We start from the raw sequence: 23,135 nt of genomic DNA, 5'->3' as shown, positions 1-23,135 counted from the left end.
CCACCGTGGAAACACCCCTGAAGCAGCATCCGCCGCGGGACTACGACACCGACGGCGACCTCCTGCCCCAGGTGCTGCGGCCGTACAAGACCCACTGCAAGTACCTGAAGTCCGCGACGGTGAGCACCCGGACGGGCCGCGTGGCCGCCCGCTGCGAGCTGGCCATACCGGAGTCCTGCTACATCGACGACACCGGCCATCTCAACGCCGTCGAAGTCAACATCAGCTACAACCAGATGATGTACTACGCCGTCGCCAAGACGGTGAAGGAACGGCTGCTGGACGAGTTCGCGGGCTGGACCCTGGACGACTACTGGCGCCACCAGCTGCCCGACATCCTCATCGCCCGGTTCAGCGGCACCTTCCGGCGTCCCATCAACGCCCGCGCCTTCTCAGGGGAGATCGAGTTCCTCTCCGTGGAGCGGCGGACCCCGGGCGGGCAGCCGCTGCTCGTCGCCGACACCGTCTACCGCTACTGGGACGACGAAGGCGGCCGGTGCGACGGCACCGTGAAACTCGCCTTCGTCAACGCCCCCTGAGCAGCTCCCGATCCACGGCATGCCGCCGCACCCCGCGGCGGCATGCCCCGGCAGTCCGCGAGCAGACCGAGAGGCAGGCCCCGCACATGGCCGAACCGTCCGCGCCCGGGACACCCGGCGAACGGCTCCACCGCCCACAGCTGACCACCCTCGTGGAGACCGCGCGCTTCCACGCCGGGCACCGACCCGACGTCACCGCCGTGGTCTGCGAGGACCGCGCGCTCACCTACGCCCGACTGCACCGGGAGAGCAACCGCATCGCCCACGCGCTGCGCGCCGCCGGGGCGGCCCCCGGCGCCCGCGTCGCCTATCTGGGCAAGGAGTCCGAGGACTACTACGCGATCCTCTTCGCCTGCGCCAAGAGCGGGACCGTCCTGGTGCCCATCAACTGGCGGCTGACCGCACCCGAGGTCAGCCACATCCTGCGGGACTCCGGCAGCGCCGTGCTCTTCCTGGAGGAGGAGTTCGCCCCGGTGCTGGACCGGCTGCCGGACGGCCCGCCGAAGACGGTGGTCAGGCTCGGCACCGCCGACGGGTTCGGCGCCTGGAAGGCCACCCACCCCGACACCGACCCGGCGGTCCCGGCCACCCCCGACACACCGGTCGCCCAGCTGTACACCAGCGGCACCACCGGCCTGCCCAAGGGCGTCGTCCTGGCCCACCGGAGCTTCTTCGCCATCCGCGACGCCCTGGCGAGCGAGAACCTGGACTGGATCGACTGGCGCGAAGGCGACATCGCGCTGGTCGGCATCCCGGGCTTCCACGTCGGCGGCCTGTGGTGGGCCACCCAGAACTTCAACGCCGGCGCGACCGTGGCGGTGCTGCGCGCCTTCGCGCCCCGGGACGCCATCGACCTCATCCGCGGCAAGGGCGTCACCACGGCCTGTGTGGTCCCGGCGATGCTGCGCATGATGCTGGCCGAACCCGGCGTCACCCCGGCCGACTTCACCACCCTCCGCAAGATCGTCTACGGCGGCTCGCCCATCTCCGAGGTCCTGCTCGAAGCCAGCCTCGCCCTGTTCGGCAGCGAGTTCGCCCAGATCTACGGCCTCACCGAGACCGGCAACACCGCCGTGTGCCTGCCACCGGCGGACCACGTGCCCGGCCATCCCCGGATGAAGGCCGCCGGGCACCCCTACCCCGGAGTGGGCTGCAAGGTCGTCGACGGCGACGGCAAGGAACTGCCGCCGGGCACCGTGGGCGAGATCTGCCTGGCCACCCCCGCCCGCATGGTCGAGTACTGGGGACTCCCCGACCGGACCGCCGAAACCCTCGTCGACGGCTGGATCCACACCGGCGACGCCGGGTACGTCGACGACGACGGCTACGTCTACATCCAGGACCGCATCAAGGACGCCATCCTCGTCGCGGGCGAGAACGTCTACCCCGCCGAGATCGAGAACGCCCTGGAACGCCATCCCGGGGTGGCCGAGGCCGTGATCGTGGGCGCCCCCGACGAGCGCTGGGGCGAGCGCGTCCACGCCTTCGTCGTCCCCGCCGCCGGCCAGGAGCCCACACCACGGGACCTGCACCGGTTCCTCGTCGACCGCCTGGCCTCCTTCAAGCTCCCCGCCCGCTACGAGTTCATCGACCACGTGCCGCGCAACCCCAGCGGGAAGATCCTCCGCCGCGAGCTGCGCGAGCGCTTCTGGACCGGCACCGACCGCAAGGTCAACTGATTCGCATCCCGTGCGGCTACCAAGAGAGAACACCATGCCTGAGCCCCTGACGCTGCAAGCCTTCCGCTCGGACCTGGCGGAGTACCTGCACCAGGAACCGGACGACGTGGACCTGGACGAGAACCCCCTGGACGCGGGTCTGGACTCGCTGCGCATCACCACCCTGGCCGAACAGTGGCGGAGCACCGGAGTGGACGTGAGTTTCCTGGACCTCGCGGAGTGCACCTCCTTCGCCCAGTGGTGGCAGCTGCTGTCCGAACGCCAGGCGGGAGCACCCCATGCCGACGCCTGAGCGGCACGCCCTGCTCGCCGCCCAGGAAGGGATCTGGACCGGCCAGCGACTCGACCCGGACAGCCCCGCCTACAACACGGCCGAGTACGTGCACATCCACGGTGCGGTGGAGCCGACGGTCTTCGAGAAGGCGCTGCGCCACACGGTCGGCGAGGTCGAAGCCCTCAACGTCCGTTTCACCACCGACGAGACCGGCCGGCCCTGGCAGGTGAGCGTCCCCGGCACCGACTGGGCCCCGCATCTCGCCGACCTCACCGACGCGGCCGACCCGCACCGCGCCGCCCTGGACTGGATGGCCCAGGACCTGCACCGCCCCGTCGACCTGGAGCGCGGCCCGGTCTTCGGCCACGCCCTCCTGCGGATCGCCCCCGACGCATACCTCTGGTACCACCGCGTCCACCACATCGCCCTCGACGGCTTCGGTCTGTCCCTGGTCGCCCGTCGGGTCGCGCAGGTCTACACGGCTCTGGTCGAGGACGCCCCGCTCGGCGAGAGCGGCTTCGCAGCCCTGGCACCGGTGCGGGAGGAAGAGGACGCCTACCGCGCCTCGGAACGCTTCGCCGAGGACCGCTCGTACTGGACCGGACGCTTCGGCGACCGCCCGCGGGTGGCCTCTCTCACCTCCGGACAGGCGCTGCCGGCCCGCACCTTCCTGCGCCGGACCGCGGACCTGGGCACCGACGAGACGGACCGGTTGCGGGCCGTCGCCCGTGAGCTGTCGGTGACCTGGCCGGACGCCCTGCTGGCCGTCGTGGCGGCCTACCTCCACCGGGTCAGCGGGGCACCGGAGGCCGTCCTCAGCCTCCCCGCCATGGGCCGCCTCGGATCGGCGTCCCTGCGGGTGCCCTGCACGGTGCGCAACATCCTGCCCCTGCGCATCGCGGTGGGGGAGGACGACAGCCTGCGCGACCTGGCCACCAGGGTCGCCGCGGAACTCCGCGCCGCACGCCCGCACCAGCGCTACCGCTACGAGCAGCTGCGGCGCGACCTGAAACTGGTCGGCGGCAGCCGGCGGTTGTCCGGGCCGGGCGTCAACATCATGCCGTTCGAGTACGACCTCCGGTTCGCCGGACACCGCAGCACGGTCCACAACGTCTCCGCCGGCCCCGTCGACGACCTCGCGGTGAACGTGTACGACCGGGCCGAGGGCACGGGCCTGCGGATCGCCATGGACGCCAACCCCGACCTCTACGACGAAGCCGACGTGCGGGAGCACCAGGAAGGGCTGCTGGACCTGCTCCGGGAAGCCGTCGCGGCACCGGACCGGCCGATCGGGCGCCGGCCCGTCACCGTCCTCGACGGCGGACCGCTGCCCGGACCCGCCCGGCCCGTGCTGAGCCTCGTCGCCGACCACGCCGCGCGGCGCGGTGGCACCACCGCGGTGGAACACGACGGACGGACCGTCACGTACGCCGAACTGTTCGGCGCGGCACGGCGGCTGGCCCGCCGCCTCGCCGCCCGGAACGCCGGCCCCGGCACCGTGGTGGCACTCGCCCTGCCGCGCGGCATCGACGCCGTCACCGCCATCCTCGCCACCCTGATCTCGGGCGCCGCCTACTGCCCGCTCGACCCGGCCGCGCCGCGGTCGCGCACCCGGGCGCTCCTCGACAGCGCACAGCCCGTCCTGATCGTCACCAGCGGCCCGCACGCCACCTCCTTCGCGGGACGGCCGGTCCTCCTGCTCGACGCGCCGGACGAGGGGGAAGAGGCCCCGCTCGCCCCGGCCGCGACCGCCGACGACCTCGCCTACCTCATCCACACCTCGGGTTCCACCGGCCGGCCCAAGGGCGTGGAGGTCGGTCACGGAGCGCTCGCCACCTTCGTCACCGGCGCCGCGCACCGCTACGGCCTGCGGCGGGAGGACCGCGTCCTCCAGTTCGCCCCCCTGCACTTCGACGCCAGCGTCGAGGAGATCTTCCTGACGCTGTGCACCGGAGCCACCCTCGTGGTGCGCACCGACGAGATGACCGAGTCCGTGCCGTTGTTCCTGCGCGAGGTCGACCGGCTGCGGATCAGCGTGCTGGACCTCCCCACGGCCTACTGGCACGAACTCGCCCACACCGTCTCCACCGGCACCGCCGCTCTCCCCGCCGGGGTGGGCACCGTCATCATCGGCGGGGAGGCCGCCCTGCCCGAACGCGTGGCCCGCTGGCGGGGTGCGGTCGGCCCCTCGGTACGGCTGTTCAACACCTACGGTCCGACCGAGGCGACGGTGGTGGCCACGGTCGCCGCGCTCCACGAAGGCCCCGACGCGCCCGACGACGTACCGATCGGCCGCCCCCTGCCCGGCACCCGGGCGGCGGTCCTCGGCGGTGAGCTCCACCTCCTCGGCGGTGCTCTGGCCCGTGGGTACCGGGACGCGGACGCTCCCGACGACGCCCGCTTCGGGCCGCTGCCCCAGCTGCCCGGGGCGCCACGCGCGTTCCGCACCGGCGACCTGGTGCGGCTCGGGAGCGACGGCCAACTGCGGTTCCTGGGAAGGGCGGACGACGAGTTCAAGATCAGCGGGCATCGGGTCCACCCGGCCGAGGTCGAGACCGTCCTCCTCGCCCAGCCGGGCGTCCGCGAGGCCGCCGTGGTCGGGCAGGTGCTGCCGGACGGAACACGACGGCTGGCCGCCCACGTCGTCGCCGACGACCCGCCGCCCACCGCGGGCGAGCTGCGCGAGCGGCTCCGGGCGGCCCTGCCGCCGGCCATGATTCCCTCGACCGTGATGTTCGCGGACCGGCTGCCCCGCACCGGTACGGGGAAGATCGACCGGAGGGCCCTCAGCGCCGTCGCCGAGGACCAAGCGGCCCCGGCGGCGGGGGACGGCTCTCTCGAAGCGACCATCACCCGCACCTGGGCGCAGGTCCTCGGCGTCGAGCGCGTAGCACCCGAGGACGACTTCTTCGCCCTCGGGGCCCAGTCGCTCCAGGCGATCCAGGTCGCCAACCGGCTCGGCGTCGAACTCGGCCGGGACGTCCGGGTGGCCTGGCTGTTCCAGCACCCGACGGCCGCCGGACTCGCGCGCCGCCTTGAGCAGCATGCGCAGACCCCTGCGACCGGCCTCGCGACCGGCCTTGCGACCACCTCGGCGACCGGTCCCGCGGCCACCCCCGCGACCGGTTCCGCGACCGGTCCCGCGGCCACCCCCGCGACCGGTTCCGCGACCGGCCTTGTGACCACCCCCGCGACCGGCCCCGCGGCCACCGCCGCGACCGGCCCCGCCTCCGCCCCCGCGACCGGCCCCGCCTCCGCCCCCGCGTCCGGCCCCGCCCTGCCGGCCGCGGTGCTGGCCGACGCCGTGCTGGCCGACGGCGTCCGGCCCGCCGGGCGGACCCGTACCACCGGTGGCCCGCGCACGGTCCTGCTGACCGGGGCCACCGGATTCGTCGGTCCCCACCTGCTGGCGGAGCTGCTCCGGGTCACCGACGCCGAGATCGTCTGCCCGGTCCGGGCCGCGACACCGGCCCAGGCCGCCGACCGCGTCCGGGCGGCCCTGGCCGCTCAGCGGATCCCCCTGCCCGCGGGCGCCGACCGCATCACCGCCCTCCCCGCCGACCTCGCCCGCCCGCACCTGGGACTCGGCGCCGGCCGGTTCGCCGAACTGGCCCGGACCTGCGACGCCATCGTCCACAACGCGGCGACCGTCAGCATCCTGCGTGAGTACGCCAGCCTGCGGGCCGCCAACACCGAATCCACCCGCCAACTGCTGACGCTGGCCTCCGCACGCACGATCCCGCTGCACCTGGTGTCGACGCTGTCCGTCGCACCGGCCAGAGACCGGGCACCGGAGGTTCCGGAGGCGTTCCTGCCGCCGCATCCCGGGCTGGTCAGCGGCTACCAGCAGTCGAAGTGGGCGGCCGAGCGGCTGCTGGAACAGGCGGCCGAGCGCGGGTTCCCCGTCACCGTGCACCGCCTGGGCAGGGTGACGGGAGCACCGGACACCGGGCAGGTGAACCGGCGTGACTTCCTGTGGAGCGTGCTGGCCTCCGGAGTCCCCGCCGGGATCGTGCCGGAGCTGTTCGAGGCGGAGGTGTGGACACCGGCGGACTACGTCGCCCGTGCCGTCGTACGGCTGTCCCTGACCGCCGCTCCGGGCACCGTCTTCAACCACGCCCCGGTCGCGCCGGTGCGGCTGGCCGACGTGTACGACTGGGTGCAGGAGTACGGCTACCCCGTCAAGCGGATCCCGGCGGCGCAATGGCGCCGGGAACTGCCGCGCGCCGCCGACGTGGCCGTGACGACCGGGGCGTTCTTCGACTCGTTCCCCGCCGACGGCGAGGAGGGGCCGGAGCTGGGGCTGGGCCACGTCCGGGCGGACCACGTGCTGCGCGGTCTCGAGGGCACCGGCATCGTCTGCCCGCGGGCCGACCGTGCCCTCGTCTTCCGGTACCTGGACCACTGCGTCGAGAACGGAATACTCCCGCCCCCGGCAGAAGGGGACGTCTGAGCTGCCGGGAACCCGGGTGGGCTCCGCTCCGACTACTTGAGCGGAGTCCATTCCACCCCGAGGAGCAAGTGTGCAGACGAAAAGGCCCGCTGTCGTGGCCCTGGCCGGGGCGATGTGCCTGGCCACCACGGCATGCGGGGCCTCGTCGACCCCCGCGACGAACGCCGCGGCGGGCGCGAGCGCCCCCGGTTACCCGGTCACCCTCAAGAACTGCGGCCAGACCACCACCTACACCCGGGCACCCCAGCGGGTCGTGGTCATGAACGGCGCCTCCGTCGCCGAGGTGTCCACGCTCCTGGCCCTGGGGCTCGGCGACCGCGTCGTGGCGAACGAACAGTCCTACGGCCGCTCGGAGGTCGCGGGCCGGGCCGCGGCCATCAAGAGACTCCCGACCGGGAACGTCACCCTCAACGACGCTTTTGACATCCCCCGCGAGACGATGCTCGGCCTGCGCCCGGACCTCGTGCTGTCCACCACGTCCTACGGCTTCGACGCGAAGAACGGCTTCGCCACCCGCGAGGACCTCAGGGCGGTCGGCGCCAACACCTACGTCTCACCGCAGGGATGCGACCAGGACACCTCCCGCATGACGATCGACGACAGCTACCGGCTGACGCGCGACCTGGGGAAGATCTTCCACGTCGGCGAGCGCGCCGAGAGGCTCGTCGCCGCGTCCCGCAGGAACATCGCCGCCGTGCGGGCCAGGGTGAAGGGGGAGACCACCCCGAACGTGATGGTGGTCTTCTCCAACATGAGCATGGGCGGGAACGACTTCAGCTCCGTCGCGGCCAACGGCATCTGGAACGACATCCTCGGCCGGGCAGGCGCCCGCAACGCCTTCGCCTCCGCTTCCCGGACCACCTTCGCGGACCTCAGCAAGGAGAAGGTCGCCGCCGAGCCGGTCGATGCCCTCGTGGTCATCAGCTACAACGACCCGAACGCCGAGGCGTACGCCCGCAAACTGCTCAAGGAGTTCCCCCAGTGGCCGGCAGCGAAGAACAACCGCTCCCTCGTGCTCTCCGACTCGATCTATCTCGGCCCCAGCAACGACCTGGCCGTCGAGAAGATCGCCAGGATGCTGCACCCGGACGCGTTCTGACCCCGCCGGGCCACCGGAAGCGGCTGCACCCCGAGCTGGTCCTGGCACTGCTGACGGCCACGCTGATCACGGTCATGATCGTGGCGATCAGCATCGGCGCCGTCACCGTCCCGGTGGACGAGGTCTGGCGGATCGTCTGGCACCACCTGACCGGCAGCGGTACCGCCGCGGACCCGGCCACCGACCAGATCGTCTGGAACTTCCGCACCCCGCGCGTCGTCCTGGCCGCCCTGGTCGGCGCCGGACTGGCCGTCTCCGGCGTCGTGCTCCAGGCGGTCGTCGCCAACCCGCTCGCCGACCCCTACGTCCTGGGCGTCTCCTCCGGTGCCTCCCTCGGGGCCGTCGTGGTCATCACGGCCACCGGCGGCGCCCTCGGCGGCCTCGGCGTGTCGTCGGCCGCCTTCCTCGGTGCCGGTGCGGCCGTCGCCCTGGTCTTCCTGCTCGGCCGCAAGGGCGGGCGGCTCGCCCCCACCCGTCTGGTCCTCTCCGGCGTGGCCGTCGGCTACCTCTTCCTGGCGGCCACCAGCTATCTCCAACTGCGCGCCACACCCACCGAGTTGCGCACGGTCATGTTCTGGATGCTGGGCAGCGTCGCGGGCGCCCGGTGGGACCAGCTGCCCATCGTCGCCACCGCCGTCCTCACCACGACCGCGGCCCTGACCCTGTTCGGGCGACGCCTCAACGCCCTGCTGGTCGGCGACGAGTCGGCCACCGCTCTCGGCGTCGACGTGCACCGGCTGCGCGCGGTGCTGCTGGTGCTCTCCTCGCTGGTGACCGGCACGGTGATCGCGGTCGCGGGCGGCATCGGCTTCGTCGGCCTGATGATCCCGCACCTCGTGCGCCTGACCACCGGCGCCGACCACCGTCGCCTGCTGCCCCGGGCGGCCCTGGTCGGCGCCGTCTACCTGGTCGTCGTCGACCTGCTCTCCCGCACGGTCAACCGCCCCGACGAACTGCCCCTCGGCATCCTCACCGCCCTGTTCGGGGCGCCCTTCTTCCTGTGGCTGCTGCGCCGCAACAAGAGCCTGGACAGCGTATGAAGCTCACCGTGGAACGCATCCACGTCGAACTCGGCCACCGGCCGATCCTCCACGACGTGCACCTGGAAGCCCGGCCGGGCGAGATCGTCGGCCTCATCGGACCCAACGGCAGCGGCAAGTCCACCCTGCTGCGCACCGTCTACCGCTCCCTGCGCCCGCACCGCGGGGTGGTGCGCGTGGACGGGGACGACGTCTGGGCGCTGCCCGCGCGCACCGCCGCCCGCCGCACCGCGGCCGTCCTCCAGGACGCGAGCGGCCATCCGGCCGGCATGAGCGTCGCCGAGCTCATCGCGCTCGGCCGCACCCCGCACCACGGCCTCCTCGGCCGCGACGGAGCCGACGACCACCACGCCGTGGCGGAGGCCCTCGACCTGTGCGCGATCCGGCACATGGCCGAACGGGACGTCACCTCCCTGTCCGGGGGCGAACGCCAGCGGGTGCTGCTGGCCCGGGCCCTCGCCCAGCGCCCCCGCCTCCTCGTCCTGGACGAACTCACCAACCACCTCGACATCCGCGCCCGTTTCGAACTGCTCGACCTCATCCGCTCCACCGGCATCACCACCCTCGCCGTACTCCACGACCTGGACCTCGCGGCCCGCCTGTGCGACCACCTCGTCGCCCTCCACGCGGGACAGGTGGTCGCCGCCGGCCCGGTCCTGGACGTGCTCACCCCCGGCCTGCTGGGCGAGGTCTTCGGGGTGGCCGCCACCGCGGAACGGCACGCCGACGGTGTCGTCCGCATCACCTACGGCGCCCAGCCACTGGCCCGACCCGTGGTGGAGGTGGAGGTGGAGGTGGAGGCCAGGGCCGGCTGACGGCACGGTCGTACCGCCCGCCGGAGACCGCCGTCCCGGAACCGCCGTCCGGCTGTGCGTCGTACCGGGGAGGCCGGTGCCCGCGGTCGCGGCGGACACCGGCGTCTGCCGTTCAGGCCGCGACCGCGACCGGAACACCCACCGCCGAGCGCGGCAGAACGGCCGCCGACGGAACCCGGCCCTCCGCCGGTGTCCCTGCCGTCTCCTCCGGCTCGGCCAGCAGATCCACCAGAGCGGCGCGGGCCCGAGCCACCCGGGAACGCACCGTCCCGATCGGACAGCCGACGACATCGGCCGCCTCCGCGTACGGCAGCCCGGTCACCTGGGTGAGGATGAACGCCTCCCTGCGGTCGTCCGGCAGCATGCCCAGCAGTTCGAGGAGCGCGATGCCCTCCTCGAACCCCGGCACATCGAGCGGCTGGGCCGTTTCCGCCGCGTGGCGCCAGTCATGACGGTCCGACAGCCGGGGCCGCGAGGCGGCACGCCGGAAGTCGTCGATCACCGCCCGGCGTGCGATGGACAACAGCCAGGCGCGGGCCGAGGAACGTCCCTCGAACCGGTGCAGGCTGCCCAGCGCCCGGAGGAACGTCTCCTGGGCCAGGTCGTCCGCCGACTGGGGATCCGCACTGAGATGCGCGACATAGCGCAGTACGTCGCAGTGCAGGGCCCGGACGAACCGCTCGACGGCGTCCTCGTCCCCGCCGCGGGCGGCCAGCGCCCAGGAGGTGATCAGATCGTCGGCTTCTTGCGTGTGGTTGTGCTTCCTACGTTTTCCACGGGGCCCGCGTAATGCGGGCAGGGCAGGAACAGGCACCTCGTGTCCTTCGCGATCGTGCGAGGAACGGCGGCACGGGACCCCGCCGTTCCAGCAGTGAGGGGAGCGCGGCCGCACGCGGGCACGACCGCTGCCCGGGGCGGCCAGGCGTCGACGACGGTCGGCAACGGCCCCGGGGAACCGGCTGTTCTAGACGACAGCGAAGGAGAGGGGCGGACCCCGTGAGGTGATCGCGTGAACGAGATGCAGACGCCGCGGCCCCCGGCGCGTACGGCGCCGCCGTAGGAGGGCACGCGGACGTCGCGGCAGCGCCGGCAGGGCGAGCACCAGCCGCAGCGGCGCGGCCAGCCAGCCGGCCACGGCACGCATCAGCCGGAAGACTGCCCGCTCGCCGTAGCCCAGCCAGAGGCCGCAGACCAGGGCCGCCACCAGGTGGGCCGCGTACATGCCGGTCATCGACGTGCCGCCCGGGTGGACCGAGTGACCCATCCCCATGGAATGCATGCCCATGCCCACGGAGTGACCACCCACGGAGCCCAGACCCATCGAGCCCATGCCCGTCGAGCCCGTGCCCATGGAGCCCATGCCCGCCGTGCCCATGCCCAGGGCCCCCGTGTCGTTCCCTCCGGGCGGCGCCGCCGGCTGCCCCGCGCCCGCGCCCTGCGCGACGGAGAAGCTCCAGTGGAGCGCTCCCTGGGCGGCGACCACCACCGGCACGATGACCCGGAGCCCGCGCTCACGGCCGGCCAGGGCCCAGCCGACCCCACCGGCCCCGAGGGAACCCGCCCCCAGCGCCCACCAGGGCACCGGCGTACCGGACATCATCGTGTGGGCCAGGGCGGAGAGCAGCACACAGACGGCCGCGAACAGCGCGGCCCGTACCGAACGTGTGCACCACCCGGCAGCCATGACAGGCTTCATCCTCGCATTCGACGTCGGGCCCTCACGGATCAGTACGCAAAATGGCCCGGCGTCATGCTCAATCCGAAGTGTGATCCAGCGTTCGGCGGAACCCGGGAACTCAGCACGCACACGGACCGACTTATTCAGGGGATGCTTCGGACGACCGACGACCAGAGCACCCCGCCGGGGCCCTGTGGACGCGGGCGTCCCGGGGACGGCAGGGCCATTCGGAGGTGCCGCGGTCGCGCATGGCGCGGGTGGCGCACAGGCTGGGGCGCGGACGTGGACGGCCCGCCGCGCACCCGGCGCCAGGGCTTTCAGGAGGTATCAGTGACCGCTTCGTCGCCCGTCACCGACGCACCGCCGGCCCGGTACGACGACCTGCGTGCGCTCGTGATCAACTGCACCCTCAAGCGCTCCCCGGAGACCAGCAACACTCAGGGGCTGATCGACCGCAGTACCGCCATCCTGGACGCGCAGGGAGTCCAGGTCGACGTGGTGCGGGCGGTGGACCGCGACATCGCCACCGGGGTCTGGCCCGACATGCGGGAGCACGGCTGGCACACGGACGCCTGGCCCGACCTGTACCGGCAGGTCATGGCGGCTGACATCCTCGTGCTGGCCGGCCCGATCTGGCTCGGCGACAACAGCTCGGTGATGAAGCGGGTGATCGAGCGTCTCTACGCCGCTCCAGCCTCCTCAACGAGGCCGGCCAGTACGCCTATTACGGCCGGGTCGGCGGCTGCCTGATCACCGGCAACGAGGACGGCGTCAAGCACTGTGCCATGAACGTCCTCTACAGCCTGCAGCACCTCGGGTACACCATCCCGCCCCAGGCGGACGCCGGCTGGATCGGCGAGGCGGGTCCCGGCCCCTCGTACCTCGACCCGGGCTCCGGTGGCCCGGAGAACGACTTCACCAACCGCAACACCACCTTCATGACCTGGAACCTGCTGCACCTGGCCCGCGCGCTGAAGGACCTCGGCGGCATCCCCGCCTACGGCAATCAGCGCACGGCCTGGGACGCGGGCTGCCGCCGCGACTACGAGAACCCCGAACACCGTTAGGCATGGCGCTCACTGGCGCGTCGGCACGGTCTTCTCCGCGAGGGTGCCGGGTCTGTCGCCGGCACCATGGACCGGTGCCGCCTGTGACCGGCCTCTCGCCGACGGCGGTGTCGTACACCAGGCGACCTGCCGTACAGCCGGCCTGGTCCGACATCGGCGCGGCAGCCGACGGCACGGTCCGGGGCGCCAATGCCGCCGACCAGATCTACCGCCACACCGGCAACCGCGACGCCAACAGCCGACCCCCTCAGGGCGATCGACGTCGGCTGCCGCCCCGCCGCGTGGGGCTGCGACCCGCGGACTCGATCTACCCCACAGGGCCCTCGCCATACTCACTCACTACAGCTTAGGCCCGGCGCTGAATGTTCAGCGCCGGGCCTAAGCTGGTACTTCACTGTCGGGGTGGCGGGATTTGAACCCACGACCTCTTCGTCCCGAATGAGGTCCGATCATGTGACGCACCTGCCAAAGTGGCCATATATGCAGGTCAGAGCGTTGGTTGCAGTGGGTCTCAGGTGGTATCGCGGGGGCTCTGGGAGAAGATCTTCTCCCAGATTTCTCCCAGCAGCGCCAAGGGGGCCCTGTGCCGCCTCCCGGCGGGCTGAGTTGCGTAGGTGAATTTGCCGGACATGGTTGGGTGATAGTTGGTGCGGTCCGTGTCACCCCGTCGTCAGCGCGGCCAGTGCCCTCGACAAGGCAGTGGAATCCTCGATCGCGCGTCGGCACTCGTCCTCGGTAATGACCAGGCGTTGACCGGGGTGCGTGGCTGAGGAAGGGACCTTCTGGAGGTACTTCTCGTCGATCACGCCGTCGTTGTGGGTGCACACGTGACGGGCGGCCCATGTCTGGGTCAGGCGCTGCCAGACGGACGGTCCAAGCAGGGTGCGGAGGTCTTCGTATCCGGCATCCACAAACAGGTCGGCCGTGTCGTCCAGGCGTTGAAACACATTCCCCTTCCCTCTGAGACGACCCGCCGCGTCCGTCACCGCAGCCTTGAACACAGAGGAGGCCAGGGCCTCGACGACCCCCACCACGTTCTCGATGGTGTCGACCCAGCTGCGCGTGAACACCCCTTGCTCGCGGAGCACGGCTTTCACTTCAGCCGGTACGGCGTTCAACGCGTCAAGGCGTGCCGTGTCGGCCTGCAGGGCGTCGAAGGCGACCGCTGCGGCGGGAATGCGGCCGCACCTTGGGCAGTATCGGTGCTCTCCGAAGACGGCGTAGTGCGTGTTGCAGTCGGCGCAGGTACGGACGCGGGCCAGCCGTTCCTCGTCGATGCCCGGCAAGGGCCGGGGGTAGAACAGCTTCTCCTTGTAAGAGACAGAGAGCGAAATGCTGCCGCTACGTGAGCCTCCGTGCGCCATGCGGCCGAAGATTTTGTCCAGGCCCTGGCTGACGATCTGCGCACCGACATCCGCTGCCGCCCGCATCATGCGTGCTCGTTGCTGCGCGGTCACGAACTCAGGCCCTGGAAGACGCTATACGAACGCCATGTGTTGTTCGGAGGGCGGTCCGAAGACGGTGAAGAGTCCCGCCGATCACCTGCCGGTGATCACGCCACCACGTTGTTCACTGACAGAAGACGGCCGCAGCCGCTCCCACTCGGCGTCCGACAGATCACCGCGTTCTCCGCCCTACACACCAGGAACAACGAGCAGATCAGGCGACAGTCACATGATCGGCCGGATGGCTCCTAGACGGTGCGGCGAGCGTGGGGTGGGGGCGCGGCGGACGGCTACGAGGGCGGCGTCGTCGCCGAAGCGTCCGCCGGTATGGGCGATCAGGTCCCGCCTGACGTGATGGAGCAGCGCCTCCGGGTCGCTGCGGGCCCACCGTGGGGCGCGGTCCGCGAGCGGGTAGAAGGTGCCGTTGCGATCACGGGCTTCGGTGGCACCGTCCGTGTAGAGGAGCAGCGTGTCGCCGGAGGCGAAAGGCACCACGTCAACTGGGTGGTCCTTGGTGTCCGTGAGACCGATCCCGAGGGGAGGCGCGGGATGCAGGTGCGGGGCGGTCACGGTGCCGTCCGCGATGAGCAGGAGGGGCGCCAGGTGGCCGCAACTGGTGAGTCGGATGACGTGTTCGTCGTCGGGAACCTCCAGCAGCAGGGCCGTGACGAAGCGCTCCCCGGCCTCCTCCTCCGGTTCGAAGTCGGCGAGGTAGCGGGAGACGCTCCGCTCCAGTGCAGCGGCCAGTTCGGGCAGGCCGGTGTGCTGGTGAGCGGCTTCCCGGAAGGCACCGAGCACAAGGGCAGCCTCGCCGATCGCGGGCAGGCCTTGCCCCGCACGTCGCCGATCATCAGGCGGACCGCGCCTTCGGTGCGCGCGGCCGCGTACAGATCGCCGCCGATCTGGGCCTCGTCCTCGGCGGCCAGATAAAGACAGGCGAGCCGCAGAGAACCCAGCCGCTTCGGCAAGGGCCACAGCAGAACACGCTGGGCGGCCTCGGCGACCGAGCGCACCTGCGCCAGCTGGCGACTGCGCCGCTCTCGCACCGCGCACATGACCACGATCATCGCGCTGAGCACCGCGAGGGCGATGATCTGCACGATCACGTCCCGCGAGAAGAGCAGGCCGGACCGCCAGCCGATGAATGCGTGGGCCGCCACGGCCAGGACTCCGGTGCCGGCCGTCGTCCAGGGGCCCTCGAACCACGCGGTGAGCGCGGGCGCGATCACCAGCAGAGGGCCGAGGACGATGTCCGCGGGGGTGACGGTGTCCGTGACGGTGATGAGGACAATCAGCACGACGGGCATCAGCAGCCCCATATGACGTGGCTGCCCTATCCGTCCGAGGCCAGAAGAACGTAGCTGCCAGGAGCACACAACATCCACAGTGGACTGTCGCGCAGTGATCTGCGAGCGCGGCCACGTCGGCGGGGACCTTCACGACGGCTTTCGGCGCCGCCGCCCCGGCTGGCGTCCGCAGCTCATCGACCGAGGCAAGTGCCTCCGGGGACCGAGTCGATTTCCAATCTCAGGGTCTCCGTACCAAGAAGAACACAGTCCGTGCACAGGTCAGGCCGTACCCGTACCTGCTTACGCTGCTTATCAGCCTGGCGATCGTCTTCGCCCTGACGGTCGTGGTCGTGCATACGCATGTCTCGATCATGCTGGCGGTTCTGTTTCGGGCTGGTGGTGGCCATCGGCGGACCACGGCGGCTGGCGCGCCCGCTCTTCGCGGTGGTTGAGGGTCTTCGGGCCGCGGTTCTTCCCGTGGCTGGGCGCCCCGCTCGACCTGAGCCAGTACGGTCAGTGTTCCTCGTTCATCCTGCTCGGGCTGTTCCTGGGGCTGCCGTGATCGCGGTTCACGTCATGATGCGGCTGACGGGCCAGCCGACTGCACTCGTGGTGCTTTCAGCGGCTCAGTTGGGGCGTGCCCGCGGTCACCGCGACACTCGGCTCCCAGCCGCACGTGCCCAGGCCCGGCGAAACAGCCGCCTCGATGCTCGCAGCGCTGGTGACGATCCTGACGGCAGGCGTCGCGGGAAGCCTCGCCGCCCGTGCCGTACCGCCACCCTCCCTCGGCATATAGCAGCAGGTCGGCGCGGTCGGCGACCGGACCGCAGCTCTTCAAGGCTCTTGGCGCCTCAAGCGTCCACCGGGAACCGGCTCCAGGCAGGCGTGTAGAGCGACCATGATCCGTCACCCAGAATGTGCAGGGCGCCCTGCCCTCTCGCCCCGCAGCACCTGGCGCATGCCTGCAAAGGTGGGCGGCGGTCGCGGAACCTCCGCGGCGACGAAGAGCAATAGATGAGCAAAGGGAGGGGCCGGTCCGTCACCTGATGACCTGCGCGAAGACCGGACATCGTCACATGGGCGCGACGGTCGGTGACATTCCCGGATGCCTTCCCTGCTGGTCCGGCGCAGCCTGGTGCGAGTGGGCGATCAGCCCATGGCGCGTCCCCGCACCGCGGGCCCGTCGATCCGTCCAACCAGCTACGGGAGACTCCATGCTCACCTTGTTCCACGGTCGCCGCCGCGCGTGTGCCCTGGCAGCGTGTGCCCTGTCCGCGGCGCTGGTCTCTGCCGGTTCGGCCGAGGCATTCGCCGCTTCCCCCACGCCGAGCCCGAAGCCGAGCATGACGCGGGCTGCCGCGTCGGTCACCGTAAAGGCCAACCCGACCACCGTGAAAGTGGGCCACTCCGTCCGCTTCACCGGGCGCACCACAGGCATCCCGATCGGTACGTCCGTGCGGCTCCAGCAGGAGAAGAACGGCACGTGGTCCACGCTCAAGACGAGCACCACGGTCAAGAAGGGGAGTTCCTACCTTCTCACCACCCGGCCCACCAGCAAGGGCACCCAGCACTACCGCGTGATGGTGGGCAAGACCCACTCCGACTCCGTCACCGTGACCGTGCAGTAGAACCACTCCGCGCACCTTATGCGCCGCCCCCTTCCTGGCCGGGAGGGGGCGGCGCCTCGTCACCGGCATCCCGGCTCTCGCCCCACTCAGCTGGCGCACGGGGGCGTCTGCACCGCCAGGCCGTGCCTCCGCACGTTCTGACATCACCCGTTCGGCCTATACGGACCCTTCCCCGTGTGCGGCCTCCCCCGTTCGGCCGCACGGTGAACATGGCCAACTTGCCGTCAAGTATCAGCCGTGATCGCCAGCTTCCCAGGGAGGCGTCGTGATCGTGATAGCCCTGCTCGGCCCGGCGGTGCCGCTTCTCATGCTGTTCGGGCTGCCCGCTCTGGAAGACCACCTGTTCCCGCAGGCACCGCCTCTGCCAGAACAGGCGAACCCGGAACGGGTGCAATCTACGCTCCACACCCCACCCGGCCGCCCTTGAGGGTCTCGGGCTTCGAGGTCCCGGACGGCCGGAGCGGCCCAGGCCGCGTGAAAGCGGTCATTGCAGATGAGAGAAGTGAAGCCCTCGCCCTTCACGCAGAGGCTCGGAGCGAGAGGGCGCGTCGCCGAAGGCGCGTCAGTCGCCTCCGTGGGTAGGTCCGAGCACTTGTATGACTTGTACGTGGCGGACGCCAAGGACGTCCCCTGCCCGGCCAGTCACAGCTCCAGGCGGTAGCCATGTCCTCTCAGTGTGGTGATGCGGGGCAGGCGGGTGGGGACGGGGAGTGGCTCGGCTGCATCGGTGAGGCGGCGGCGCAGGGCAGCCATGGTGACGTCGAGGGTTTTGGTGGAACCGAACCAGTTCTCGTCCCAGACCTCGGCCATCAGGGTCTCGCGGGAGACGGCTTCGCCCGCGTGCCGTGCGAGGAGGGCGAGCAGCTCGAACTCTTTGGGACGCAAGGGGACTTCCGTGTTGTGGAGGGTGCAGCGGCGTGCTGTGGGGTTGATGACGAGGTCGCCGAGGTGGATCGGCTGATTCTGTACGGGTGTGGTGAGGGTGCGGCGGCGCAGGTGCGCGCGGAGGCGGGCCAGCAGGACGGTGAGGGTGAAGGGTTTGACCAGGTAGTCGTCGGCGCCCGCGTCCAGGCCGGCGATGACGTCGATGTCGTCGGTGCGGGCGGTGAGGATGACGATGAGCAGGTCCCGGAAGCGGTTGCGCAGGGTGCGGGCGACGTCGAGGCCGTCCATGTCGGGCAGGCCGAGGTCCAGGAGCAGGGCGTCGTACGGTGTCCGGCTCGCCTCGGTGAGGGCGGCGGCGCCGGTGCGGCTCCAGGCGGCGGTGTAGCCGTTGCCGCGCAGGCCGGTTTCCAGGTGGTGGCCGATGACATCGTCGTCTTCGACCACGAGGACCCGGAAGCGGCCGTTGTCCGGTGCTGCGGGCGTGCCCATGGCCGACAGCGTAGACACGTTGGTTGTCGCGCGCTGGTTCACAGGTCCCGCAGTTCCTCGACGGCGGGGCGCCGGGCACGGCGGATTCCGTTCAGGGCCGCCGCCAGTACGGCGCCCAGGGCGGCCAGGACGGTCAGCGTCAGGTAGGGGCCGGGCACGGCCAGGGTGGCGGGCGGTGGGTCGAAGACGCCGGTGAGGACCTTGACCAGCATCTCGGAGAGAGCCCAGCCGATCAGCGCGCCTCCGGCCAGGCCGGCCACGGCCAGCAGGAGGGCCTCGGTGAGGACCATGCCGCGCAGTTGGCGGGTGCGGGCGCCGAGGACGGTGGCGATGGCGAAGGTGCGGCGGCGTTCGGCGAGTCCGAGGGCGAGGACGAGGCCGCCGGCTCCGGCGGCGAGCAGGACGGCGAAGGCCAGCTCGATGCGGGTCAGGCCGGCCAGGTCGACGGAGGTGAGGCTGGTGCCGACGGTGCCCCGGGTCTGGGTGAGGTCGGTGACGGTGGCGCCGGTGCCGAGCTTCGCCCGGAGCTGTGCGGCGATCTGCTGTTGCTGGGTGCCGCCGGTGTCGAGGAGGAAGGCGCCCACCGCGTCGCTGCCGGTGGTCTTGGCGATGTAGGAGGCGTTGGCCACGAAGAAGCTGTCCTTGGGGGCGGTGGGGAACTCCTTGACGATGCCGGCGTAGTGGAAGGGGACCGTGCGCAGGGACTTGGTGCGGGCGTCCTGGATACGAAGGTTGACGGTGTCGCCGGGGGAGAGCTGGAAGTCGTTGACGGTCTCGGCGCTGACCAGCAGGTTGTCGGGGCGCTGAGCCAGCTTCCGCATGAGCTGCGCGGTGGTGCCGCCGGAGAAGTAGGCGTCCTGGAGGGAAGTGGCCTGGGCGATGGTGCCGGGGCGGACGCCGTAGAGGTCCTGGAGGTCGGAACCGACGTAGGCGAAGCGGTGCTGGACGGGTTCGACGTGGTGGACGCCGGAGATCTTCAGCGAGCCGGCCGCGCTGGGTGGGATGTGGGCGCCGGGCGGTTCGGTGACGGTGACGTCGGCGCCGTTGGTGAGCCGGGCGTCGACCTCGGCCTGCTGTTTGTAGGTGGAGTTGAAGACGGCCGTGGATGTCGCGAAGGACACGGCGAGGGCGAGCAGGACCACCGAGCGGGCGAGCGGGCGGCGGCGCCGGGAGAGGATGGCGGCGGTGGTCCCGGCGAGGTTGGCGGTCAGCGGGCGGGCCAGGCGGGCGAGGGCGGGGCGGCCGTGGGCGAGGGCCAGCAGCGTGAGGCGCCACAGGAGCAGGGCCGCGCCGATCCACAGCAGCGCGGGGCCGAGGAAGGCCCAGTACGACACCGAGATGCTGGGCACGCCCTCCGGGGCGAGAACCAGGGCGTACTGGTTGCCGGAGGAGGCCCGGAAGACCAGCCAGGACCCGATGAGCAGCGCGAAGTCCAGGCCGTACCGCGCCCACCAGGGGCTGCGGGTGCCGCGTGCCCCCGGCTCCTTGCGGGTCTCGGCGACGGTCACCGTGTGCAGATCGCGCAGGGCGGGGACGAGCACGGCGCCGGCGGCCACGGCGGCACCGAGGATGAACGCGATGCCGTACCAGACCGCCACCGTACCGGCGCTCGTCCCGAAGGACGCGGTGCCGAAGGCGAGGCGCCCGGTCAGCGCGGCGATGCCCAGCCCGGCCACACCGCCCAGCAGGCCGGTCAGCGCCGCCTCCAGGCCGGCGAGGGCGGTGATCTGGCCGGGGCGCAGGCCGCGCAGCCGTAGCAGCCCCTGTTCCTGACGGCGCCGCTCACTCCCGGCGGAGGCGACCGCGACGGTCAGCGCGGCGGCCAGGACCGCGCCGGGGACTCCGAGGAAGAGGAAGAGGATCTGGGCGTACAGGGCGTCCTGACGGGCGGAATCGAGTGCCGCTCCGACGTTGTTGCCGACCAGTGCGGTACCGGCGGAGCGGGCCTCCAGGTTGTGGGCGGCGCGGGTGACGGAGGTGAAGGCGGCGGCCGGGTCGGCGGGCAGGCGCGTGGTGTCGCGGGCGGCGTGGATCTGGGTGGTCGTGCCGGTTGAGCCCTGTGTGAGTGCGGCGAATTGTGTGGCGGGCAGCAGGACGACGTTGTCCGGGGGTGCGGTCGGCTGGGACTGGCTGGGGGCGCCGACCGTCTGGAAGAGGGAGTCGGCCTGGGGCAGGTCGACCACGCCGTCCACCTTGACCTGGCGGATTCCCACGCCCGGGAGCTGGACGCCGACGGTGTCGCCGGGGGCCGCGTGGAGGTTGGAGGCGGTCTGCTGGGCCAGCAGGACACCGGTGGAGGCTCCGGAGAGGGTGCGGATCGCGTCGGGGAACAGGGTGCGGTATTCGGCGGGCAGACCGAGTGCCATGCCGGGGCCGGTGGTCTGGGTGCTGCCCTGCACGCGGGCGGTGAATCCGGCGGTGCGGGCGTAGCCGACGGGCAGGGCGGCACGGGTACCGGGCGACTTGTGCACGAGGGACAGCACGGCGTTCGGGTCGGCTCCGGGCTGTACCTGGACCTGCCAGTCGACGGCGACCGAGCGTAGGGCGCGCTGGGTCATGGTCGCCTTGGACGCGGTGAGGAAGGAGCCGAGCGCGGCGACGAGGGCGACCGCGAGCGCGATCCCGGCCAGGGCGGCCAGCAGGCGTCCGGTGCGGTGACGGGTCAGGCCGCGGGCCCAGGCGGTGATCACGGAACCTCCTCGGGTGCGAGCAGCCGACCGTCGCGCATGGCGCGCCGGACGGCGAGGCGGGCGGCGATTGCGGGGTCGTGGGTGGTGACGACGAGGGCCGCGCCCGTGTGGTCGGCGGCCGTCAGCAGGGCGTCCAGTACGCGGGCGCCGGTGGTGTGGTCGAGGCGTCCGGTCGGCTCGTCGGCGAGGATCAGGCGCGGCCTTTGGGCCAGAACGCGGGCGGCGGCCACGCGCTGGGCCTGGCCGCCGGAGATCTCCTCGGGCAGCCGGTCGGCCAGATCGGCGGCGTCCACCAGGGCGAGCGCGGCGAGGGCGGCCTCCCGTGCCTCCGGTTCGGGCCGGTCGGCGAGGACCAGGGGCAGGGCGGTGTTCTCGGCCACATTCAGGGCGGGGATCAGGCTGTCGCCCTGGAAGACCAGGCCGATGTCGTACGGCCCCAGTGACGCGGCGCGGCTCACTGTGCCACTGGTGGGCTGCTCCAGTCCCGCCAGCAGGTTCAGCAGTGAACTCTTCCCCGATCCAGAGGGGCCGACGACCGCGAGCCGGTCGCAGGCCGCGATCTGCAGGTTCGCTCCGTGCACGGCCACGACGGCCTGTGGGCCGCTGCCGAAGGTGAGGGCGGCGTTCTGGCAGGCGACGAGCGTCTCATCCGGTGGCATCCCGGGCCTCCTGCCTGTCCGATGTCGTCGGGGCACTGTCTGTCCTTCCGTCCGCCAGGCGGATGACCCGGTCGGCGACGCGTACGGCCTCAGCGCTGTGGGTGACGATCAGCACCGCGCAGCCCTGGGCGGCCCGGTCGCGCAGCAGCGTGAGAATGACCTGCTCGGTCTCTCCGTCCAGTTCGCCGGTCGGCTCGTCGGCGAGCAGGACTTCGGGCGAGTTGGCCAGCGCGACGGCCAGCCCGGCGCGGGCCAGTTCACCGCCGGACAGCTGCCGGGGCAGGGCGTGGGCCCGTTCGGCGAGATCCACCTGGCCGAGCAGCTCCTGGGCGGAGACGGCGGGCTTTCCTGCGGCGGCCCGCTGGGCCAGGCGGATGTTGTCGCGGACGCTCATATGGGGCAGCAGGTTGCGGGTCTGCAACAGCACCCCGATGTGCCGGGCCCGCAACCTGGCCCGCTCGGTCTCGGGCCGGTGGCTGATCCGTACGCCGTTCACGCGTACCTCGCCGCCGGAGGGTTCGTCGAGCCCCGCCAGACAGGCCAGCAGGGTCGACTTGCCCGACCCGGACGGCCCGACCACCGCGAGCGTCTCACCCCGCCCCACCCGCAGGGACACCCCTCGAAGCGCGAGCGTCTCCTCCTCACCGGCCCGGTAGAAGCGGTACAGCTCGCGGGCGGTGAGGACCGTGTCGTCCGCCATGGTGGTCACCGCCAGGCGAAGGAGTCGCTGATCATACGCCAGGGGTCCACGTTGTCGGCGTTGACGGGGCCGGACAGCGTCAGGTCCACCTCGTGACCGGAGCGGTAGAAGGCGTACCGCTCGAAGGCGTCCCGCACCACCTTGCCGGTCACCGGGTCCTTCGCCGAGTCACCCTGGTAGGTCAGCAGCACCATGCTGCCCGCGTGCCGCTTCACCTCGGACACCTTGGGCGAGGCGAACTTCTGCACCTGGGAACGCAGTTGTGGGACGACGGTGTTCGTGACCGAGCCGACCGTGGGCGCACCGGACGCAGAGACCGGGGTGATCCGTACGGTGTTCAGCTTGTCCGTGAACGCGGTCGTGCCGCCGTCCCGCTGGGTGCGGGCCCAGCCCTCGGGCACCTTCACGGTGAAACCGGGGCCGTTGAACGGGACGTACGCCTGGTTGTCCGGGATGTCACCGGGCGGATTGGACTCGGTGGGAGCCGGGTTCTGCGCCACGGTCGACGAGGAGCCGGAGGACGCGGATCCCTTGGCTGCGTGCGTTCCGGATCCGGAGCAGCCGGCGGTCACCGCCGCGACGAGCGCAAACCCCACGGCCACGGACATCCGTGTGTGTACTGCCATGGCCACTGCCCTCCAAGGAGTCGGCCGGAACAGGCGGTCATGCACTCACGCTAGGAGGCAGCCGGTTAACCCGACGCTCG

Annotated in this window: 18 protein-coding genes and 2 pseudogenes; 11 read left to right on the top strand and 9 right to left on the bottom strand. The window is 71.7% G+C overall.

The window, feature by feature from the left end; translation table 11 throughout:
- Positions 1-5 precede the first annotated feature (5 nt).
- From AB0958_RS04540 to AB0958_RS04510, 7 genes are all read left to right on the top strand, one after another.
- The gene (locus AB0958_RS04540) at positions 6-539 is read left to right on the top strand and encodes an FcoT family thioesterase (protein ID WP_366888873.1); all 534 of its coding nucleotides are present in this window, start codon (positions 6-8) and stop codon (positions 537-539) included.
- 86 nt (positions 540-625) lie between these two features.
- Entirely contained in the window at positions 626-2,218 is a 1,593-nt protein-coding gene (locus AB0958_RS04535) for a long-chain-fatty-acid--CoA ligase (protein ID WP_366888811.1), read from the top strand.
- Positions 2,219-2,252: 34 nt separating this feature from the next.
- The gene (locus tag AB0958_RS04530; RefSeq protein WP_366888810.1) at positions 2,253-2,510 is read left to right on the top strand and encodes a phosphopantetheine-binding protein; all 258 of its coding nucleotides are present in this window, start codon (positions 2,253-2,255) and stop codon (positions 2,508-2,510) included.
- Complete coding sequence (locus AB0958_RS04525) at positions 2,497-6,945, top strand: amino acid adenylation domain-containing protein (protein ID WP_366888809.1); 4,449 nt, start codon at positions 2,497-2,499, stop codon at positions 6,943-6,945. The genes AB0958_RS04530 and AB0958_RS04525 overlap by 14 nt, the downstream gene beginning before the upstream one ends.
- A gap of 70 nt (positions 6,946-7,015) precedes the next feature.
- On the top strand, positions 7,016-8,044 hold the full coding sequence (locus tag AB0958_RS04520) for an ABC transporter substrate-binding protein (RefSeq protein WP_366888808.1): 1,029 nt from the start codon (positions 7,016-7,018) through the stop codon (positions 8,042-8,044).
- Positions 8,045-8,118: 74 nt separating this feature from the next.
- Positions 8,119-9,084 carry an iron ABC transporter permease gene (locus AB0958_RS04515; RefSeq protein WP_366888807.1) on the top strand — a complete coding sequence of 322 codons (966 nt, stop codon included), beginning with the start codon at positions 8,119-8,121 and terminating at the stop codon, positions 9,082-9,084.
- Positions 9,081-9,899 carry an ABC transporter ATP-binding protein gene (locus tag AB0958_RS04510; protein WP_366888806.1) on the top strand — a complete coding sequence of 273 codons (819 nt, stop codon included), beginning with the start codon at positions 9,081-9,083 and terminating at the stop codon, positions 9,897-9,899. Before AB0958_RS04515 ends, AB0958_RS04510 begins: the two co-directional genes overlap by 4 nt.
- A 112-nt stretch (positions 9,900-10,011) precedes the next feature.
- Here AB0958_RS04510 and AB0958_RS04505 read toward each other — a convergent pair whose 3' ends face one another.
- Positions 10,012-10,698: a sigma-70 family RNA polymerase sigma factor gene (locus tag AB0958_RS04505; RefSeq protein ID WP_366888872.1), complete on the bottom strand. Its 687-nt coding sequence runs from the start codon at positions 10,696-10,698 to the stop codon at positions 10,012-10,014.
- Between the two features lie 165 nt (positions 10,699-10,863).
- On the bottom strand, positions 10,864-11,583 hold the full coding sequence (locus AB0958_RS04500; protein WP_366888805.1) for a hypothetical protein: 720 nt from the start codon (positions 11,581-11,583) through the stop codon (positions 10,864-10,866).
- 324 nt (positions 11,584-11,907) lie between these two features.
- Between AB0958_RS04500 and AB0958_RS04495 the strand changes: the two are divergent.
- Positions 11,908-12,644: pseudogene (locus tag AB0958_RS04495) on the top strand (flavodoxin family protein).
- A 659-nt stretch (positions 12,645-13,303) separates the two neighbouring features.
- On the opposite strand, the gene AB0958_RS04490 reads toward AB0958_RS04495, so the two are convergent.
- Together AB0958_RS04490 and AB0958_RS04485 are read right to left on the bottom strand one after the other, a co-directional pair.
- Positions 13,304-14,101, bottom strand: coding sequence for a hypothetical protein (locus AB0958_RS04490; RefSeq protein WP_366888804.1), 798 nt, complete (start codon positions 14,099-14,101; stop codon positions 13,304-13,306).
- A gap of 213 nt (positions 14,102-14,314) precedes the next feature.
- Positions 14,315-15,408, bottom strand: a pseudogene (locus tag AB0958_RS04485) (PP2C family protein-serine/threonine phosphatase).
- Positions 15,409-16,015: 607 nt separating this feature from the next.
- Here AB0958_RS04485 and AB0958_RS04480 point away from each other — a divergent pair.
- The 3 genes from AB0958_RS04480 to AB0958_RS04470 all read left to right on the top strand — a co-directional run bounded on the left by AB0958_RS04480 (position 16,016) and on the right by AB0958_RS04470 (position 17,433).
- A complete protein-coding gene (locus tag AB0958_RS04480) occupies positions 16,016-16,174 on the top strand; it encodes a hypothetical protein (protein WP_366888803.1) in 159 nt (52 codons plus the stop codon).
- A gap of 547 nt (positions 16,175-16,721) precedes the next feature.
- On the top strand, positions 16,722-17,006 hold the full coding sequence (locus AB0958_RS04475) for a hypothetical protein (RefSeq protein ID WP_366888802.1): 285 nt from the start codon (positions 16,722-16,724) through the stop codon (positions 17,004-17,006).
- Between the two features lie 265 nt (positions 17,007-17,271).
- Positions 17,272-17,433 (top strand): hypothetical protein, encoded by a 162-nt coding sequence (locus AB0958_RS04470; protein ID WP_366888801.1) that lies wholly within the window; start codon positions 17,272-17,274, stop codon positions 17,431-17,433.
- Between the two features lie 215 nt (positions 17,434-17,648).
- Here AB0958_RS04470 and AB0958_RS04465 read toward each other — a convergent pair whose 3' ends face one another.
- From AB0958_RS04465 to AB0958_RS04445, 5 genes are read right to left on the bottom strand one after another with little or no spacing between them, the layout of a single operon-like run.
- Positions 17,649-18,380, bottom strand: coding sequence for a response regulator transcription factor (locus AB0958_RS04465; protein ID WP_366888800.1), 732 nt, complete (start codon positions 18,378-18,380; stop codon positions 17,649-17,651).
- A gap of 38 nt (positions 18,381-18,418) precedes the next feature.
- Complete coding sequence (locus tag AB0958_RS04460; protein WP_366888799.1) at positions 18,419-21,070, bottom strand: FtsX-like permease family protein; 2,652 nt, start codon at positions 21,068-21,070, stop codon at positions 18,419-18,421.
- A complete protein-coding gene (locus AB0958_RS04455) occupies positions 21,067-21,729 on the bottom strand; it encodes an ABC transporter ATP-binding protein (protein ID WP_366888798.1) in 663 nt (220 codons plus the stop codon). The genes AB0958_RS04460 and AB0958_RS04455 overlap by 4 nt, the downstream gene beginning before the upstream one ends.
- Positions 21,716-22,429 (bottom strand): ABC transporter ATP-binding protein, encoded by a 714-nt coding sequence (locus AB0958_RS04450; protein ID WP_366888797.1) that lies wholly within the window; start codon positions 22,427-22,429, stop codon positions 21,716-21,718. Before AB0958_RS04450 ends, AB0958_RS04455 begins: the two co-directional genes overlap by 14 nt.
- A 5-nt stretch (positions 22,430-22,434) precedes the next feature.
- Positions 22,435-23,055, bottom strand: coding sequence for a hypothetical protein (locus AB0958_RS04445; protein ID WP_366888796.1), 621 nt, complete (start codon positions 23,053-23,055; stop codon positions 22,435-22,437).
- Positions 23,056-23,135: the final 80 nt, after the last annotated feature.

Source organism: Streptomyces sp. NPDC006655 (genome assembly GCF_040703965.1).
Lineage (GTDB): Bacteria > Actinomycetota > Actinomycetes > Streptomycetales > Streptomycetaceae > Streptomyces.
Note: the sequence above shows the minus strand (reverse complement) of the source record. Positions and strands in the feature narration are given on the sequence as shown.